The sequence below is a fragment of the Chryseobacterium viscerum genome (genome assembly GCF_002899945.2).
GTDB classification, from domain to species: Bacteria; Bacteroidota; Bacteroidia; order Flavobacteriales; family Weeksellaceae; genus Chryseobacterium; species Chryseobacterium viscerum.
Window position 1 is genome coordinate 195,979 of sequence record NZ_PPEG02000004.1, and the last position, 14,965, is coordinate 210,943.

Annotated in this window: 14 protein-coding genes; 4 read left to right on the plus strand and 10 right to left on the minus strand. The window is 36.8% G+C overall.

All coding sequences use genetic code 11. The annotated features are described in order from the left end of the window. Positions 1-241: 241 nt before the first annotated feature. The 3 genes from C1634_RS10210 (at position 242) to C1634_RS10220 (ending at position 3,119) form a co-directional block, all read left to right on the plus strand. Entirely contained in the window at positions 242-1,246 is a 1,005-nt protein-coding gene (locus tag C1634_RS10210) for an LLM class flavin-dependent oxidoreductase (protein WP_109738361.1), read from the plus strand. 68 nt (positions 1,247-1,314) lie between these two features. Continuing rightward, positions 1,315-2,436: a 3,4-dihydroxy-2-butanone-4-phosphate synthase gene (gene ribB, locus C1634_RS10215; protein ID WP_109738362.1), complete on the plus strand. Its 1,122-nt coding sequence runs from the start codon at positions 1,315-1,317 to the stop codon at positions 2,434-2,436. Between the two features lie 101 nt (positions 2,437-2,537). Next, positions 2,538-3,119: a Crp/Fnr family transcriptional regulator gene (locus tag C1634_RS10220; protein ID WP_103234763.1), complete on the plus strand. Its 582-nt coding sequence runs from the start codon at positions 2,538-2,540 to the stop codon at positions 3,117-3,119. Between the two features lie 88 nt (positions 3,120-3,207). Here the strand turns inward: C1634_RS10220 and fmt are convergent, their stop codons facing one another. The 6 genes from fmt to folK form a co-directional block, all read right to left on the minus strand. Beyond that, positions 3,208-4,158, minus strand: a complete 951-nt coding sequence (fmt, locus tag C1634_RS10225) for a methionyl-tRNA formyltransferase (protein WP_103234764.1) — start codon at positions 4,156-4,158, stop codon at positions 3,208-3,210. A gap of 161 nt (positions 4,159-4,319) precedes the next feature. Next, on the minus strand, positions 4,320-6,227 hold the full coding sequence (locus C1634_RS10230) for a RecQ family ATP-dependent DNA helicase (RefSeq protein WP_103234765.1): 1,908 nt from the start codon (positions 6,225-6,227) through the stop codon (positions 4,320-4,322). A gap of 78 nt (positions 6,228-6,305) precedes the next feature. Next, positions 6,306-7,742, minus strand: a complete 1,437-nt coding sequence (locus C1634_RS10235) for an OmpA family protein (RefSeq protein ID WP_109738363.1) — start codon at positions 7,740-7,742, stop codon at positions 6,306-6,308. A 213-nt stretch (positions 7,743-7,955) separates the two neighbouring features. Continuing rightward, positions 7,956-9,482 carry an OmpA family protein gene (locus tag C1634_RS10240; protein ID WP_109738364.1) on the minus strand — a complete coding sequence of 509 codons (1,527 nt, stop codon included), beginning with the start codon at positions 9,480-9,482 and terminating at the stop codon, positions 7,956-7,958. 48 nt (positions 9,483-9,530) lie between these two features. Then, on the minus strand, positions 9,531-10,646 hold the full coding sequence (locus tag C1634_RS10245; RefSeq protein ID WP_103234767.1) for a flagellar motor protein MotB: 1,116 nt from the start codon (positions 10,644-10,646) through the stop codon (positions 9,531-9,533). Positions 10,647-10,663: 17 nt separating this feature from the next. Further along, positions 10,664-11,080, minus strand: coding sequence for a 2-amino-4-hydroxy-6-hydroxymethyldihydropteridine diphosphokinase (folK, locus tag C1634_RS10250; RefSeq protein ID WP_109738365.1), 417 nt, complete (start codon positions 11,078-11,080; stop codon positions 10,664-10,666). Positions 11,081-11,100: 20 nt separating this feature from the next. On the opposite strand from folK, the gene sppA reads away from it, so the two are divergent. After that, complete coding sequence (sppA, locus tag C1634_RS10255) at positions 11,101-12,858, plus strand: signal peptide peptidase SppA (RefSeq protein ID WP_109738366.1); 1,758 nt, start codon at positions 11,101-11,103, stop codon at positions 12,856-12,858. Positions 12,859-12,941: 83 nt separating this feature from the next. Here the strand turns inward: sppA and C1634_RS10260 are convergent, their stop codons facing one another. From C1634_RS10260 to C1634_RS10275, 4 genes are all read right to left on the minus strand, one after another. Continuing rightward, positions 12,942-13,202 (minus strand): GlsB/YeaQ/YmgE family stress response membrane protein, encoded by a 261-nt coding sequence (locus C1634_RS10260; RefSeq protein WP_103234353.1) that lies wholly within the window; start codon positions 13,200-13,202, stop codon positions 12,942-12,944. Positions 13,203-13,274: 72 nt separating this feature from the next. After that, the gene (gene ftsY / locus C1634_RS10265) at positions 13,275-14,228 is read right to left on the minus strand and encodes a signal recognition particle-docking protein FtsY (RefSeq protein WP_103234354.1); all 954 of its coding nucleotides are present in this window, start codon (positions 14,226-14,228) and stop codon (positions 13,275-13,277) included. A gap of 15 nt (positions 14,229-14,243) precedes the next feature. Further along, positions 14,244-14,711, minus strand: coding sequence for a RidA family protein (locus C1634_RS10270; RefSeq protein WP_109738367.1), 468 nt, complete (start codon positions 14,709-14,711; stop codon positions 14,244-14,246). A gap of 89 nt (positions 14,712-14,800) precedes the next feature. After that, positions 14,801-14,953 carry a DUF4295 family protein gene (locus tag C1634_RS10275; protein ID WP_081989060.1) on the minus strand — a complete coding sequence of 51 codons (153 nt, stop codon included), beginning with the start codon at positions 14,951-14,953 and terminating at the stop codon, positions 14,801-14,803. Positions 14,954-14,965: the final 12 nt, after the last annotated feature.

Consider the following 14,965-nt stretch of genomic DNA (forward strand, 5'->3'; position numbering starts at 1 on the left):
CAGGACCATGATGACCGAAGGATTTGTTTTCGAGATACATTATTTTTGTTTTCATGTCCTTGAATAATACTGCAATTTACTCAAAATCTTATAAGTAAAATCAGGTAAACAAAAATTTTATTTCCATAGTTTTTCCCTGAACTGATCGATCGGTTTTATTAATTACAAAAAGTAACTAATGCAGATTTTATGTTTTAAATTTGTTTGGTTTTTTAGATTAAAGAAAAATTAACCTCTCAATATGAAAAATTTTGAAATTTCTGTTTTAGATCTTGCACCGGTAAAGCAGGATAAAAGCATTCATGATACCTTTCAGGACAGCTTATCACTAGCTAATCACGCTGAAAATTTAGATTATAAAAGATTCTGGCTGGCAGAGCACCATAATATGGAAAGTATTGCGAGTTCAGCGACCTCGGTTTTAATCGGTTTTATCGCCAATGGAACAAAAAAAATAAGAGTAGGCTCAGGAGGGATTATGCTTCCCAACCACAGCTCTCTGATTATTGCAGAGCAGTTCGGTACCCTGGAATCTCTTTTCCCTGGAAGAATTGATCTTGGAGTAGGAAGAGCTCCCGGAACAGACGGACTGACCGCTCAGGCATTAGGAAGAAATCCTGCTATTATCAATGAACAGTTTCCAAGACAGATCCTCGAACTACAAAGATATTTCTCAAAAGAAAATTCAGATGCCATGGTTCGTGCTATTCCGGGGGAAGGGCTGGATGTCCCGATTTATATTCTGGGATCAAGTACAGACAGTGCGTGGCTTGCTGCAGAACTCGGTTTGCCATATGCTTTTGCCGGACATTTTGCTCCGGAGCAGATGGAAATGGCTTTTAAAATATACAGAGAGCATTTTGGACCGTCAAAATATTTAGATAAACCTTATATCATTGCTTGTATAAATGGTGTGGCTGCTGAAACTTCAGAAGAAGCTCATAGAATCTCCACTACTTTATTTCAGGCATTCATCAATATCGTAAGAAATGACAGAAAGCCTTTTGCTCCGCCGGTTGATGATATGGATGAAATCTGGTCACCCATGGAAAAGTCGATGGTTTTACAAAAATTAAGATATACTTTTATCGGAAATGAGGAAGAAGTAAAGGAAAAACTTAAAGATTTCCAGGAAAGATTCCAGGTGGATGAGCTGATGATCAATTCGCATATTTACGATCATCAGAAAAGATTGAGGTCTTACGAGATATTCAGAGAGGCAGCAAACTCATTATCTAAAGCGTAATAAACCATTCAGAATTAATTGGCAGATGCTTATTTTTATGAGTATCTTTGCAAAAATAAAAAGTAAAAATGTCCGATATTAAATTAAATACTATTCCAGAGGCTATAGAAGACCTTAGAAATGGTAAAATAATCATAGTAGTAGATGATGAAGACAGAGAAAATGAAGGAGATTTTCTTTGCGCAGCAGAACTGACAACGCCGGAAATTATCAATTTTATGGCACTTTATGGAAGAGGATTGATCTGTATGCCGCTTCCTGAAAAAAGATGTGATGAGCTTGGACTTGAAGTGATGGTAAGCAGAAGCAGCGATCCTAAAGAAACAGCTTTCACCGTATCAGTTGACCTTTTAGGAAACGGAACATCTACCGGAATTTCTGCTGGAGACAGAGCAAAAACAATTTTAGCGCTGATGGATGAAGAATCCAAGCCTACAGATTTTATGAGACCTGGCCATATTTTCCCGCTTCGTGCAAGAAAGGGAGGAGTATTGAAAAGAGCTGGACATACAGAAGCAGCAATTGACCTTACGCATTTAGCAGGTTTGAAAGAAGGAGGAGTGATCTGTGAGATCATGAATGAAGATGGTACGATGTCACGTCTGCCTGAATTGCATGCATTCGCTCAAAAGCATGATATGAAAATTGTATCTATTGAAGATCTGATCCATTATCAGCTTAAAAAAGGAAATCTTGTGGAGAGACTTGAAGAGAAAAAAGTAAAAACGCACTACGGTGAGTTTGATTTTTATGCTTTCAGAGAAACTTCCAATGACCAGATCCACTTTGCCCTTACAAAAGGTTCATGGACAGTGGATGAGGCTGTTTTGGTAAGAGTACAGTCTTCAGATTCTTATTTCGATGTATTGACAAGATTGAATAACGGTGAAAAACCATTATTGGAAAAAGTAACAGGAATGGTAAATGAAGCTGGGAAAGGAGCTATTATTTTTATCAACAATGTTTCTAACTCTGAAAATACTTTGAGAAAACTTCAGCAGTTCCTGAATTATCAGGACGGGCAGGAGCAACATCCTACGTTAGCATACAATTACAGAGATTATGGAATTGGAACGCAGATCTTAAAGAATTTAGGAATCAATAAGTTCAAAGTAATCACTCAAAACCCAAATATCAAGCCTCAGGTTGGAGGATATGATGTAGAGGTTACAGAGTTGGTACAATTGTAATCAATGAATAGTCAGCTGTGAGTTTGGCTCACAAAAATGGCTGTTTACAATATAAAATAAAAGGTTTAGGATTTTTCTAAACCTTTTTTTATTTTTAAATTATGATAGAGTCTTTAAAAAAGCATATTAGAGAATACATTGAAATTTCAGATGAAAAGCTCGATAGTTATTGCAATGCTTTTACCCTTAAGAAACTAAAGAAAAAAGAGTTCCTTTTGAAAGAAGGAGAGATTGGTGACTTCGAAGGATTTGTAGTCAGTGGCTGCTTTAAAGTCTTTCATACCAATCATAATGCATCCGAACAGATATTATATTTTGGAACTGAAAACTGGTGGATCTCCGATATTGACAGTTTTATCAACAATATCCCCTCAAAACTTACTATTCAGGCTCTTGAGGATAGTGAGATTCTTCTGATTTCGAAAGCAGATAAAGAAAAGCTTTATTCTGAAATGCCTGAGATAGAAAGACTGATGAGGTTTAAGTTTCAGATGTCAATCATAGCATTACAAAGAAGAATCATTGATAATTTAAGTAAATCGTCAGAGGAAAGGTATGTTGAATTTTTGAAGGCTTATCCGAAAACAGCACATCGGCTGACCAATATTCAGATTGCAGCCTACCTAGGTGTAACTCCTGAATTTATCAGTAGGATCAGGAAGAAAATGGTAAGTAAAAGCTAGAGAAAATCAATGTGTTTTATAAATAAAAAAAGTCACAAACTGTTTATAATAAACCTTTTGTGACTTTTGTAGACTATATAAGTTCTCCTTAATTTTTTAACGTTATTTCATCAAAGTTTCGGAAACCATTCAGAAAATCTTTTACCATCATTCTTTTTTTACCTTCCAACTGAAGTTCCAGGGGATAATAAATTCCATCTTCAGTATAGATTTTAAATTCGTTCTTTGAAATATCCAAGGTTCCAGCTGGTTTTCCGTGATCAGAAAGTTCAAACTTACCATTGAATATTTTTAATCCTTTTTCTTCGTTCTCTATTTTTAAAGTCGTGAAAGCGGCAGGATAAGGTGACATTCCCAGGATAAACTGATGAACAGTTTTTGAAGGGGCATGCCAATTGATTTTGGTATCTTCCTTAAAGATTTTATAAGCGTTTTTAGGGTGCTCTACTTCCGGCTGATGTTTCTCATCAATCGTATTTTCAGCAAGACCATTTAATGTTCTAACGACCAATCCTGATCCCGTTTCCATCAATCTGTCGTGAAGACTTCCTGCGTTTTCATCGGGTAAAATTTCCAGTTCCTGCTGAAGAAGGATATTCCCTTCGTCAATTTTTTCATTTATAAAGAAGGTTGTTGCTCCTGTTTTTTCCTCTCCATTGATTACGGCATAGTTGATAGGTGCAGCGCCTCTGTAATCCGGCAATAAAGAAGCGTGAAGATTGAATGTACCCATTTTAGGCATTTCAAAAAGAACTTTAGGCATCATTCTGAATGCAACTACTACAAAAACATCAGCATCCAGTTTTCTTAGTTCTTCCAAAAATTGGGGATTTCTAAGTTTTTCCGGCTGGAACACGGGAATATTGTTTTCGTCTGCATAAACTTTCACCTGTGATTGGTTAATCTTTTGTCCGCGGCCACTTGCTTTATCAGCTACAGTCACCACTCCTACCACCTGATGGTGAGATTGATGGATGGCCTCCAAAGAAGTTTTTGCAAACTCTGGAGTCCCTAAAAAAACGACTTTCAATGATTTCATACTGCAAAGATAGGGTTTTCGTTAATAGCTGAAAACACCAGAAAGCAGCTTTTCAATTATGAATAGGGGAGTGATTCCGAGGTATAGGATTCGAGATACATGTGATCAATAATCGGTGATAAGATGTAACATTATATCAACAAACTTATACTCATTATTTATTATTCATGATTAATTGCATATGTCCTGAAATTGAGCATTTTTACCTTTCCTGAATCGAGAAGAAAAATAAGGTTTTCTAAGATGTTTTCTTTAGAATGATAGCTCAGCTGTATAGAGAGCTCCTCAATGGTTGCCGCCTTTTTCGTCAATAAATTAATAATTTGCAGAGAAATATTCTTACCAAACATAGACTGTTTATTTTTTTCACAAACAGAACACTGACCACAGTTTTTTGAATTTTTTTCGCCAAAATAGGCAAGAATAAGTTTCATTTTACAATAGTCATTATTTTCTGCGTAAAATTTCATCTCTTCCCATTTGAGGATTTTATTTCTCTGAATATGTTCAAATAATTTCCAGTAAACACTGCTCACAGCCCTTTCATCGCGGGGTTTCAGGAATTTTATGCTTGAAAGTGCCCCATCAATATATTCGAGGTAATTTTTTTGCTGCAGTTCTTTCAGACGTTCCTTAATCAAAGGTACACTGACATTGATTTTATTGCTTACCTGCTGTTCACTGAACATTACTTTATGGGTAGTGATTCCAGATATAGTACGGAAAAGAAGCTCTAAGAAATAAGCGTCCTTTTGTGGTAATTGATCTATCTCATCAGATTTGATAAAAAGCTCCAGTGAAGACAAGCTTTTATTTTCATTGTAATAAATGATTTCCTGATTGTGCAGAAAATTGAGGATATTATTGATTTTAGCTTTCGAAAGTTTGGTGAAATTCTGTATACCAATGGTATTAAGCTGAAAGGTTTTTTCAGGAAGCTCAAATTCTGCAACCTGAAATATAGAGTAGAGGTAGCTGATGATCTTTAAAAACTCTGCTTTATTCGGAGTTTGGTTTTTTAAAACCTGATCAAAATTCAGAAGTTCCTGCTTGTTCCAAAGCATAAAGGCGAAACTGTCTTTTCCATCCCTTCCGGCTCTTCCTATTTCCTGATAGTAGTTTTCTATAGAGGCCGCAGGTGAATAGTGGATGACAAACCGTACATTATCTTTGTCAATACCCATTCCAAAGGCATTGGTAGAAATAAGAACATGATTGTCACTCTTGTTCCAAAGATTCTGTTTAGCATTTTTTTCTTTCGTTGTTAAACCTGCATGAAAATAATCCACATTTTTCACTTGATTTTTCTTCAGGAATTCTGCCAGCAGTTCAGTTTCTTTTCTGGTTCTCGCATATACGATACCGGAATCATTGCTGTATTTTAAAATATCAAAAACACGTTGGAATTTATCAGATACCTCATCAGTAAAGATTTTGATATTCTCTCTTTTGAAACTTTTCTGAAAGACAAAAGGCTTCTTCAGCTCCAGTTTATTTTTGATTTCTTCCAGAACTTTTGGCGTTGCAGTCGCTGTCAAAGCAAGGCATGGTATTTCAGGATTATTACTTCTGAATCTTTTAATATTCTGATAACTTGGCCTGAAATCCTGACCCCATTCTGAAATACAGTGAGCTTCATCTACCGCAATAAAGGATAGCTGAATTTCCTCCATGTTTTGGATGAACTGACTATTGGTAAGTCTCTCAGGAGAAACATACAGTAGTTTTGTGAGCCCTTCCTTGCAACGGGCATAGATGGTTTCAGCATCATATTCATCAAGCTCAGATGAAAGGTATTCTGCTTCTATTCCACGGAATTTAAGCTGATTTACCTGATCTTTCATCAATGCCAGCAAGGGAGAAATTACAAGGCAGGTTCCTTCTTTCAGTAAAGCGGGAAGCTGATAGCATAAGGACTTTCCTGCTCCTGTGGGTAGAAGCACCAGCGTATCTTTTTCATTGATAACAGCATTGATGATTTCCTCCTGAGAGTCTCGGAATTCGGTATACCCCCAGAAATACTTAAGGGTATCATATTTTAGCTTTTGAAAATCCTGTGGAGAAATCATGTTGTAAAAATAAGAAAAGTATGATGACAAAAAAAGCCACGCAGTGCGTGACTTTTATATAATAAATTAATAAGCTTATTATTTAGCTTCGAAGTATACTCTTCTGTTGGCTCTGTTTTTCCATTCAGGGCACTTCGTTGCTGGTTCACATTCAGGGTATTTAAGGTCTTTTTCACCTTTTCCTACTGCCTGTAGTTTACCGTTCTGAACACCATTTTTGATCAGGTAGCTCTTAACGTTGTTTGCTCTTCTTTCAGATAGTTTCTGGTTGTAAGCATCAGTACCTCTTGTATCAGTAGCACCAATTACATTATAAGAACCATTTGAAGAATTAATATAGTTTACAGCATTGTTTAGGATTGGAGTATTTGAAGGTAAAATTCTGTCAGAATTTAAGTCAAACTCTATTCCTTCCAATTTAGTTTCTGTTTCTACTACAGGTCCTGTTGTAGCTATAGGACATCCGTTATTTTCAACAGGTCCAGGAACTGTTACACACTTATCGTAAAGATCGATTACACCATCTAAGTCAGTATCAAGTGCAACTCCGGCTCCATCCACTCTTGCTCCTGCAGGAGTATCAAGCTGTCTGTCCCAATCGTCACATACTCCGTCGTTATCAGCATCTCCTTTTTTACATACTTCGATATCCTGGTTTTTATTAGCCAATACATCCAGTTTGTAATAGATTTCCTGAAGCGGATCATGCCACATTACGTGTGATTCATGTTTTCCTAGTTTTAGGGAAACCCCTAAAGTCGCATTGAAGAAGTTGTCAGAAACCTGCTCAGAACGTTTGTTGATCGCGCTGTAAGCATCACCACCACCATCAAATTCATCATCACCGGTTACCACATACATTAATCTACCTTCGATATCGATTCTTCTGTTCACTTTGAACTTCAGACCTGTACCAGCCTGCATGAACATTGAACCTAATTGGAAAGGTTTTACTTCAGTCATCAATCTCTGTCCTTTGATGTCTTTCTGGTATGCTCTGAAAGCGATAGTACCAATACCTGCATATCCATGCAGAGCCCATCTGTAAGTAGAGTGGTTGTCAACTCTTCTTAATAAATTAGAGAAGTTGATGTCTCCTAAAATGGAGATTGCGTCATATTGAGTTCTTCCAGCTACTGCAGTCCCATCAGGTGCAGCATCTTTACTATTGAACCATCCTTGTCTGGTTTCACCTCTGTCGTACTGTAAATTGATTCCAAAAGCATGTGTAATTGCTTTATCAATACTTACATAAGCAGAATATCCAAAAAGATTTTTACCATTACCATTCTTGATAGAAGTTAAATCTGCCGATTGAAGAAGTGGAACTCCAACCCCTGCGGAAATAGCCCAGTCGTTGAATCTCTTAGACTGATTGGTAAATGGGGAAACATTAGCAGATCCTGAAGAAAATGTATTAGGGTACTGTCCTTTTGAAACTGCCGTTGAGTCTTGTGCATAAGTGGCAGAAGGAATTGCCAAAGCAAATGCTACAATTGCTAAACTTAATTTCATAGTGTTATTTTTTTAAGTTAAGTTATTTTAAATGAATTTTTACGTTAAAAAACGATTTTGTGTTAATTTTTTTCAAGATGAACTCGCTGATTCTTAATGTGTTTCTAAAGGGCATCCCAAAAATAATGTTAAAGATATGTAAAAAAATTCGGAGTAGAAAAAAAATAAACCGAAAAGAGCATTTCCTTTCGGTTTAGGATGTATTTGTAAGAATTATTTCTTCTTTTTCTTAGCCGGAACCTTTTTTACTGATTTTTTTACAGGCGCATCTTCATAGTCTTTCTTTTTGATCGAATCCCATTCTGAGCTTTCTATAAATTTTACCGTAACTTTTCTGTCTGCCAATCTTTCAGCATCTGAAGCTGATGCAGGGACCGTTGCTTCTGCAGAACCTACCCCTCTTGACTTCAGTATATTTTCATTGATTCCTCTGCTTTCTAAAGCTCCTACTACAGCAGCAGCTCTTTCTTTAGATAGTCTTAAGTTGTAAGCAGCATTTCCTTTGATATCAGTATGTCCAGTTAACAGATAGTTACCTCCGTTTTCTTTAATAATTGAAGCAGCCAGATCCAATTTTTCGTTAGACTCAGGTCTGATAGTCGCTTTATTAAAATTGAAGTAAATATCCTTAAGAGTTTTTTCTACTTCTACAGCAGTCTCTTTGTTATCTTTTTTAATGATAGGGCATCCGTTGTTTTCAACAGGTCCAGGAACTGTTACACACTTATCGTAAAGATCGATGACACCATCCAGGTCAACATCAAGTGCAACTCCGGCACCATCCACTCTTGCTCCTGCAGGAGTATCAAGTTGTCTGTCCCAATCGTCGCATACTCCGTCGTTATCAGCATCTCCTTTTTTACATACTTCGATATCCTGGTTTTTATTAGCCAATACATCCAGTTTGTAATAGATTTCCTGAAGCGGATCATGCCACATTACGTGAGACTCGTGTTTTCCTAGTTTGAAAGAAAGTCCTAAAGTTGCATTGAAGAAGTTGTCAGAAACCTGCTCAGAACGTTTGTTGATCGCACTGTAAGCGTCACCACCTCCATCAAATTCATCATCACCTGTTATTACATACATTAATCTACCTTCGATATCGATTCTTCTGTTTACTTTAAACTTCAGACCTGTACCAGCCTGCATAAACATTGAACCTAATTGGAAAGGTTTTACTTCAGTCATCAATCTCTGTCCTTTGCTGTCTTTCTGGTATGCTCTGAAAGCGATAGTACCAATACCTGCATATCCATGCAGAGCCCATCTGTAAGTAGAGTGGTTGTCCACTCTTCTTAATAAATTAGAGAAGTTGATGTCTCCTAAAATGGAGATCGCATCATATTGAGTTCTTCCAGCTACTGCAGTTCCATCAGGTGCTGCATCTTTACTATTGAACCATCCTTGTCTGGTTTCACCTCTGTCGTACTGTAAGTTGATTCCGAAAGCATGTGTAATTGCTTTATCAATACTTACATAAGCAGAATATCCAAAAAGATTTTTACCGTTACCATTCTTGATAGAAGTTAAATCTGCTGATTGAAGAAGCGGAACACCCGCTCCCACTGAAACAGACCAGTCATTAAATCTTTTAGATTGATTATTAAATGGGGAAACATTCGCAGATCCTGAAGAAAATGTATTAGGATACTTTCCACCAGAATCTGCAGTTGAGTCTTGTGCATAAGTGGCAGAAGGAATAGCCAAAGCAAATGCAACAATTGCTAAACTTAATTTCATCGTGTATTATTATTTGATTTCTTTTGAAAAAGAGTCTTAAGTTTTTAATTATTTGATAGGACAACCGTTATTTTCAACAGGTCCTGGAACGGTTACGCATTTATCATAAAGATCAATAACCCCGTCAAGGTCCATATCCAAAGCAACTCCGGCACCATCTACTCTTGCTCCTGCAGGAGTATCAAGCTGTCTGTCCCAATCATCACATACTCCATCATTGTCTGCATCACCTTTTTCACAAACGACAAGGTCTGTAGATGCATTTTCAAGAACGCTGGTTCTGTAGTAAGCTTCCTGAAGCGGATCATGCCATGCAAGGTGAGATAGCTGCTTTCCTAACTTGAAAGATACACCTAAACTTACTGTCCATGCATTATCTGATCTTCTAGGATTTAGCATATTATATTTTGAACCTGGAGTAGAAGGATCATAGTCATTAGGGCCTGCCCATCCGCCACCATCGAATTCATCATCACCACTGATAATGTACATCGTTCTTGCTTCAACATCAATAAGTTTAGAAACATTGTATTTGATTCCTAAACCTCCCTGATAGAAGATAGAGTTGATATCGATATCCTGCTTAATGAATAAAGGAGTTCTTCTAGGAGTTGTACTCCATCTGAATTCATCATTGTCATGTAATGACGTTCTGAATCCCTGAACACCAATTCCCATATACCCATGGAGTGCCCATCTGTATGGAGAATGATTATCTACTCTTCTGAATAAGTTTGAGAAGTTGATATCTCCTAATAAAGAGATATTATCAAACTGGGTAGTTGCTGTAGCAATTCCTGATTTTACTCCTGCAGCACCGGGAAGTTGTGCTGTTTGTTTCGTTTCTCCTCTCATATACATAACGCTTAGAGCGAATGCATGTGTGATTTGCTTATCTACGCTTACGTAAGCATTGTACCCCCAATTGATCTTATCCTTGCGGATAGATTTTAAATCGGAGTGAACCATAAATGCAGGACCTCCTCCGACAGAAATAGACCAGTCTCTGAAACGTCTGGCTTTATTGTCAAAGGTTTGTACATTAGCGGAGCCTGAGGAGAATGTATTAGGATACTCTGTGGAAGAGTTTACTGTAGTGCTGCTGTTCTGTGCGAAAGCTGCAATTGGCAATGTCGTAGCCAATAATAATAAACCTAATTTCATACAATATGTTTTATGTTTTAAATAAAATCTTTTAATAATATTCTGGAAAAATCCCGTTCAAAAAGATGTTTTTTATGAGGGACTTCTAATCTTTCTGATTTAAAAACTAATTCATTATACTTAATGATATCAATGTCTATGATCCTGTCGGTATACCCTCCAGAGACTTTTGAATCATTAATTCTTCCCATCTCAACTTCTATATTCTTAATACAATCAAGCAGTTGAATTGGTGAAAGATGTGTGAATATTATTGCTGCAATATTACAAAAAATATTGGAACTGGCAAATTCTACGGGGTCAGACATTAAATATTCGCTGATTTGTGAAATGTTATTTCCTGCCTCATTGATCTTCTTTAATGCAAGCTCTATATTTTTTTTTTGCTCTCCTAAGTTACTTCCTAGTAACAAAACGACCTTATGCTGCGACATATTAGAAAATTGATTGATTTATGAGAAGTTTCTTTAAAAATGTTTTGGCAAATATAGTAGCAATTATCATACTTTGCGCTCTATTTTTCATCTTTTTCATTACGGTGCTTGTATTCAGTTCTATGGGAAATGACAAGTCGGTAGTAGTGAAAAAGAACTCGGTTCTTACGATTAATTTAAAAACAAATATAATCGATAGTCCTACTGAAGAGCAGATGGGGTTGTTTGGTATAAGTTCCCAAAATAAAAGTATTCTTTTATATGATGCATTGGAAGCTATTAATAAAGCTAAAACCGATGATAATATTAAAGGGATTAGTATTGAGGCGGATAATTTGAATGCCGGGCTTACTCAGATCGATGATCTTAGAAATGCCATTGCAGATTTTAAGAAAAGTGGAAAGTTTGTGTATGCTTACGGAAACGGAGTATCACAATCAGCTTATTATTTAGGATCTGTAGCTGATAAATATTATCTTCATCCGGCAGGAGGAATCGAATTGAAAGGTCTTTCTACTGAGGTTACATTCTTTAAGGATTTTGCTGATAAATATGGTATCGGGATTGAAGTGATCCGTCACGGTAAATTCAAGTCTGCGGTAGAACCTTTTTTAAGAAATGATATTTCCCCGGAAAATAAAGAGCAGCTAAGTACTCTTTTGAATGATCTTTGGAAAAATACATCGAATAAAATAGCGGCTTCAAGAAAAATTGATACCGCTCAGTTCAGAACAATTACAGACAGCTTATATGGAATGATTCCTGAGCAGGGCTTAAAATACAGACTTGCAGATAAGCTTATTCAGAAATCCGAATATGAAGATCTTATTAAGTCGAAATTGAGTTTAAAAGAAAAAGAAAAGCTTAATAAAATTTCTCTGTCAGGTTATATCAGCTCATATGCTGACGAAGATAAATCGGGTGAAAAGGTAGCTGTATTGTATGCTTCAGGATCCATCAACAATGGAGATGAGTATAATGATATTCATTCTGAAAAGTATGTGAATTATATCAAAAAACTTCAGGACGATGATAAGGTGAAAGCGGTAGTTTTCAGAATCAACTCTCCAGGGGGAAGTGCTAATGCTTCGGATGAAATTTTATTTGAATTGCAGCAGCTGAAAAAGAAAAAGCCATTGGTAGTTTCTTTTGGAGACTATGCTGCTTCAGGTGGATATTATGTGGCAATGGCAGCAGATAAAATTTATTCAGAGCCTAACACGCTTACCGGTTCTATCGGAGTATTTGGGGTAATGCCTTATTATAAAGATATCGCAAGTAAAAACGGAATTCGTGCAGATATTGTTGCTACCAATGCGAACTCTATGTATTATTCAGGGCTAAACGGAGTGACTCCTTATGGGGTGAATATGATGACCAGAAGTGTAGAAGGAACCTATAAGAGATTTGTACACTTTGTGACTCAGAACAGAAAGAAAACTTTTGAGCAGATCGACAATGTAGGAGGAGGTAGAGTATGGAGCGGAGTTCGTGCCAAGCAGATTGGTTTGGTAGACGAATTAGGTACGCTGAACGATGCTGTGAAGTTTGCTGCACAGAAGGCAGGATTGAAATCTTACCAGGTAGATGCTTTTCCTAAGAGAATGTCACCTTTCGAGCAAATCTTCAAGGATCTGAACGAAGAAGATGTTTCTGCCAGAATTATTAAAAATAAAATAGGTAAATCCAACTACGAGATTTTACAGCAAATCACAGACAAAAAATTACAGTCTGAGGTGAAAATGGAAATGCCTTATCAGATTAGAATCAACAACTAACTAAATTTATATTGTACACGAAAATCCCGGATCTGAATTTCAGATCCGGGATTTTATTTTTTTATCAACATTGATATTTGATATCAGCTTTTTTTGGTAGCCATTCCGTAAATCCAGAGGATGATTAAAGCTCCTCCAATTGAAAGAATCCAGCTTCTCGGATTCCAGAATGAAGAGACATCCCCCCAGTGTAGAACGTAAACTCCAATAGCTCCTCCTACAAAGGCTCCCAGGATTCCCAGGATAATAGTGATTAGCCATCCTCCTCCCTGAGTTCCGGGCATGATCATTTTAGCGATTGCACCAGCAATAAGACCGAATAAGATCCATGTTAGTATTCCCATAGTTGCAAATTTTTTTATTGTTAATATTTAAAAATGATTAGTTTGCTAATATAAGGGAAAACATGATATAAATCATCTTTTCTTGAAGAATGAGTCTACAAATTCCGTACCATTAAAGAGCTGTAGATCCTGCATTTTTTCGCCTACACCAATATATTTAACTGGAATTTGGAACTGATCAGAGATCCCAATCACAACACCTCCTTTTGCTGTTCCGTCCAATTTTGTTACTGCTAAAGCATTCACTTCCGTTGCCGCTGTAAATTGTTTTGCCTGCTCGAAGGCATTCTGTCCTGTAGAACCATCAAGAACCAGTAGGATCTCATGAGGGGCATCAGGAATAACTTTCTGCATGACTCTTTTGATCTTGGAAAGTTCGTTCATCAGGTTGATTTTGTTGTGAAGTCTTCCTGCTGTATCAATGATGACCACATCTGCATTTTGTGCTACAGCACTCTGCACGGTGTCAAATGCTACAGAAGCAGGATCAGATCCCATTTCCTGTTTTACAATAGGAACACCCACTCTTTCACTCCAGATAACAAGTTGATCTACCGCAGCAGCTCTAAAGGTATCAGCAGCTCCAAGAACTACTTTCTTACCTTCTGATTTGAACTGGTGAGCCAGTTTTCCAATAGTTGTTGTTTTTCCAACACCATTTACCCCTACTACCATAATGACATATGGTTTTTTTGAAGTATCGATGTTTCCCGTACTGGCATGAGGGTTTTCAAGAAGCAGTCCTGAGATTTCTTCACGAAGAATACTATCCAGCTCGTTTACTCCTACATATTTATCTCTTGAAACACGTTCTTCAATTCTTTCTATGATTTTGATAGTGGTAGAGGCACCTACATCAGAAGCAATCAGTATTTCTTCCAGATCATCCAGTACTTCATCATCTACTTTACTTTTGCCGACTACGGCTTTCGTCATTTTTTCAAAGAATCCCTGACTGGATTTTTCCAATCCTTTGTCTAAGGTTTCTTTTTCTTCTTTTTTGAAAATATTTTTAAACCAACTCATAGTTTTAGTTTATTCTTATTTATTTTTAATCACTGCTGTAGCTTCTACTTCTATAAGCACATCGTCTCTGAAGAGTCTGCTCACCTCTACAAGGCTGCTTACGGGAGGGTTCTGAGTATTAACATACAAATCCCTGACTTTTCTAAAATCAGGCGTTTTTTGGATGTCTGTGGTGAAGATTCCCAATTTAATAATATCTTTCCCGGTACCTCCATATTCTTTCAATATGTTTTCAATGTTTTTGAAAACCTGATGGGTTTGTTCCTCTATAGTACTTCCCACTAAGTTACCTTCGTTGTCCAGAGGCACCTGCCCAGACAATAAGATCATTTTGGAACTTCCACAGTCAATACTTACTGATTGTGACAGTCCTTTTATGTTGAAAACTTTTGGAGAATTTTTATATTCTATAGAGCTCATCGTTTTCTGACTGAATGAAAATAGAGAAGTTACTGTGCATGCCAGAACAAGAATCTTTTTCATATTTTGCTGATTAATAATCTGGTGAACAAAGATAACAAAAAAACTACCCAAAATATGAGTAGTTTTTTATATTGTAAACAAAGTACTGATTATTTTTTCAAATAACCGTCTACTTCGTCAGCGTTCATTACTTTTTCTTCGAAAACGTAAGCTCCTGATTTAGAAGACTTAGTCATTTTCACCACTTTAGTCATCTTTTTAGACTGACCGCTTTGTAGGGTTGCTACTACTTTCTTTGCCATGGTAAGATATTA

What these genes read in the sequence shown, in the direction of transcription:
- C1634_RS10210 (WP_109738361.1), top strand. Translation starts at nt 242, where the DNA reads ATGAAAAATTTTGAAATTTCTGTTTTAGATCTTGCACCGGTAAAGCAG.
- ribB (WP_109738362.1), top strand. Translation starts at nt 1,315, where the DNA reads ATGTCCGATATTAAATTAAATACTATTCCAGAGGCTATAGAAGACCTT.
- C1634_RS10220 (WP_103234763.1), top strand. Translation starts at nt 2,538, where the DNA reads ATGATAGAGTCTTTAAAAAAGCATATTAGAGAATACATTGAAATTTCA.
- fmt (WP_103234764.1), bottom strand. Translation starts at nt 4,158, where the DNA reads ATGAAATCATTGAAAGTCGTTTTTTTAGGGACTCCAGAGTTTGCAAAA.
- C1634_RS10230 (WP_103234765.1), bottom strand. Translation starts at nt 6,227, where the DNA reads ATGATTTCTCCACAGGATTTTCAAAAGCTAAAATATGATACCCTTAAG.
- C1634_RS10235 (WP_109738363.1), bottom strand. Translation starts at nt 7,742, where the DNA reads ATGAAATTAAGTTTAGCAATTGTAGCATTTGCTTTGGCAATTCCTTCT.
- C1634_RS10240 (WP_109738364.1), bottom strand. Translation starts at nt 9,482, where the DNA reads ATGAAATTAAGTTTAGCAATTGTTGCATTTGCTTTGGCTATTCCTTCT.
- C1634_RS10245 (WP_103234767.1), bottom strand. Translation starts at nt 10,646, where the DNA reads ATGAAATTAGGTTTATTATTATTGGCTACGACATTGCCAATTGCAGCT.
- folK (WP_109738365.1), bottom strand. Translation starts at nt 11,080, where the DNA reads ATGTCGCAGCATAAGGTCGTTTTGTTACTAGGAAGTAACTTAGGAGAG.
- sppA (WP_109738366.1), top strand. Translation starts at nt 11,101, where the DNA reads ATGAGAAGTTTCTTTAAAAATGTTTTGGCAAATATAGTAGCAATTATC.
- C1634_RS10260 (WP_103234353.1), bottom strand. Translation starts at nt 13,202, where the DNA reads ATGGGAATACTAACATGGATCTTATTCGGTCTTATTGCTGGTGCAATC.
- ftsY (WP_103234354.1), bottom strand. Translation starts at nt 14,228, where the DNA reads ATGAGTTGGTTTAAAAATATTTTCAAAAAAGAAGAAAAAGAAACCTTA.
- C1634_RS10270 (WP_109738367.1), bottom strand. Translation starts at nt 14,711, where the DNA reads ATGAAAAAGATTCTTGTTCTGGCATGCACAGTAACTTCTCTATTTTCA.
- C1634_RS10275 (WP_081989060.1), bottom strand. Translation starts at nt 14,953, where the DNA reads ATGGCAAAGAAAGTAGTAGCAACCCTACAAAGCGGTCAGTCTAAAAAG.